The sequence below is a fragment of the Arthrobacter sp. Y3223164 genome, from assembly GCF_059091005.1.
The window spans coordinates 1-2,081 of the sequence record NZ_JBNHGF010000438.1 but is presented as its reverse complement, the minus strand read 5'-3'; the positions used below and the strand labels follow the sequence as shown (position 1 = coordinate 2,081).

Below are 2,081 nucleotides of genomic sequence, written 5' to 3'. Positions count from 1 at the left end.
AGTCCGGAGCCGGCGGCGTGCCATCGGAGGCCGTCCCCGGTACGCGCGCGCCGGTGGCCAGCCGCAGGATTTCCTCCTCGGTGGCGCCGGCCGGCAGTTCGCCGGCGATCTGCCCGTCGCGCATCACCAGGATCCGGTCGGACATCCCGATCACCTCGGGCAGTTCGCTGGAAACCATCAGGACGCCCTTCCCCTCGGCCGCCAGCTGGCGCATCAGCCGGTACACCGCGACCTTGGCCCCGACGTCGATGCCCCGGGTCGGTTCGTCCAGCAGCACCACGCCCGGGGACACCGCCAGCCACTTGGCCAGCACGATCTTTTGCTGGTTCCCGCCGGAGAGGTACTGCACCTCCTGGTCCAGGTCCCGCGCGACGACTTCCAGCGCGCTGAACGAGCCGGCGACGGCGCGGCGTACGGTCGCGGTGCGCTTGGGGAACACGGCGCGGACCACGCCCAGCGCATTGTCCAGCAAGGACTGGTTCAGGCTCAGGCCCTGCGCCTTGCGGTCCTCGGTGATCAGCGCGATGCCGTGCCGCACCGCCTGGCGGGGAGAATGCGGACGGACCGGACGGCCCGCCAGCTGCATGCTGCCGCGGTTGAACGGCGCGGCGCCGAAGATCGCCTGCAACAGTTCGGTGCGGCCGGACCCCTGCAGGCCGGCGACGCCGACGATCTCGCCGGGCATCAGGCGCAGGCTGATGCCGTCCAGCTGGTCGTTGCCGGCGCCGGCGAGTGCGAGCAGCGGGGCGTTGCGGTCGGTGCTCTGTGCCGCGGGCGCGGGCGGGAGCTTGTCCGGGAAGTACGCGGAGATGGGGCGGCCGACCATCATCCGGACCAGCGAGGCATCATCGAGTTCGGTGGCCGGTTTGGTACCCACGACCCGCCCGTCTTTGAGCACGGTGATGGTTTGGCAGAGGTCGAAGACCTCGCGCAGCCGGTGCGAGACGTAGAGGATGCCGGTGCCGCGTTCGGCCAGTCTCCCCACGATCCCGTACAACAGGGACACTTCCGGCCCGGACAACGCGGCGGTCGGCTCGTCCATGGAGATGATCCGGGCCTCGTAGCTGACGGCCTTGGCGATCTCGACGATCTGCTGCTCGGCCACGGAGAGCGATCGGACCAGCGCCGTGGGCCGGATGGAGCCGATGCCCAGCGACTCCAGCAGTTCCGCGGTGGCGGCGTTCATCTTGGCCCGGTTGACCAGCAGGCCCTTGCGGGGCTCGCGGCCCAGGTAGATGTTCTCCGCCACCGTGCGGTCCGGCAGCAGGTTGAATTCCTGGAAGACGGTGGACAGCCCGGCTTCGTGTGCCTGGGTGGGATGGCTGAACTGGACGCTTTCGCCGTCCAACAGCACAGTTCCCGAGTCCCGCTGGTACACGCCCGCCAAGATCTTCATCAGCGTCGACTTTCCTGCGCCGTTCTCCCCAACGACGCCGTGGACCTCGCCGGCGTGCAGCGTCAGTGACGCGTCCTGCAGCACGGGATTGCCGAAGAAGCTCTTGGTCAGGCCGCGGACCTCGAGAACGGGTTTCCCCCGTCCGGCGCCGCTGTCGGCCACAGTGTTGCTCGTCTGCTCCACCCACTCACTGTGGCACGCGTCACATAGTTTTGTCGAGGGTCAGGCAAAAGTTGTTTGGCCATGAATTGTTAGTTTCGGTAGAGACAAACAGAAGTGGTGCGTGCTGTACTGAAAGCGTGTTGAAGTCCGATGTCGCCCCGCCGCAGCGCCTGGCCGCCCAGCCGGCTGCCGGAGCAAGCGAGGTATTCCAGCTGCTGCGCGACGGCCAGCCGCGCACCCGGGCGGAGCTGGCGCAGTTGACCGGCTTGGCGCGGTCCACGGTGACCGCCCGGGTGGATTCGTTGATGCGGCTGGGGCTGATTGCCCCCATTGGGGGAGCGACCTCGACCGGCGGAAGGCCGCCGTCGTTGTTTGCGCTCAACCCGGCCGCCCGCCTGGTGGTCGGCGCAGACCTCGGCGCCACGCACGCCAGGGTCGTCGTGGCCGACCTCTCCGGCGACGTCCTGGCCGAGGAGCGCGCCGAGCTGAGCATCGCCAGCGGCCCGGACATCGTGCTGGGTTG

At 69.0% G+C, this 2,081-nt stretch carries 2 protein-coding genes; one reads left to right on the top strand and one right to left on the bottom strand.

Annotated features, from left to right (window positions below):
* Positions 1-1,579, bottom strand: a 1,579-nt coding sequence (locus AC5RUJ_RS15110) for a sugar ABC transporter ATP-binding protein (protein WP_494156123.1), incomplete at its 3' end; no start/stop codon positions are given.
* Positions 1,580-1,698: 119 nt separating this feature from the next.
* On the opposite strand from AC5RUJ_RS15110, the gene AC5RUJ_RS15105 reads away from it, so the two are divergent.
* The coding region (locus tag AC5RUJ_RS15105; RefSeq protein WP_494156122.1) for a helix-turn-helix domain-containing protein at positions 1,699-2,081 on the top strand (383 nt) is incomplete at its 3' end.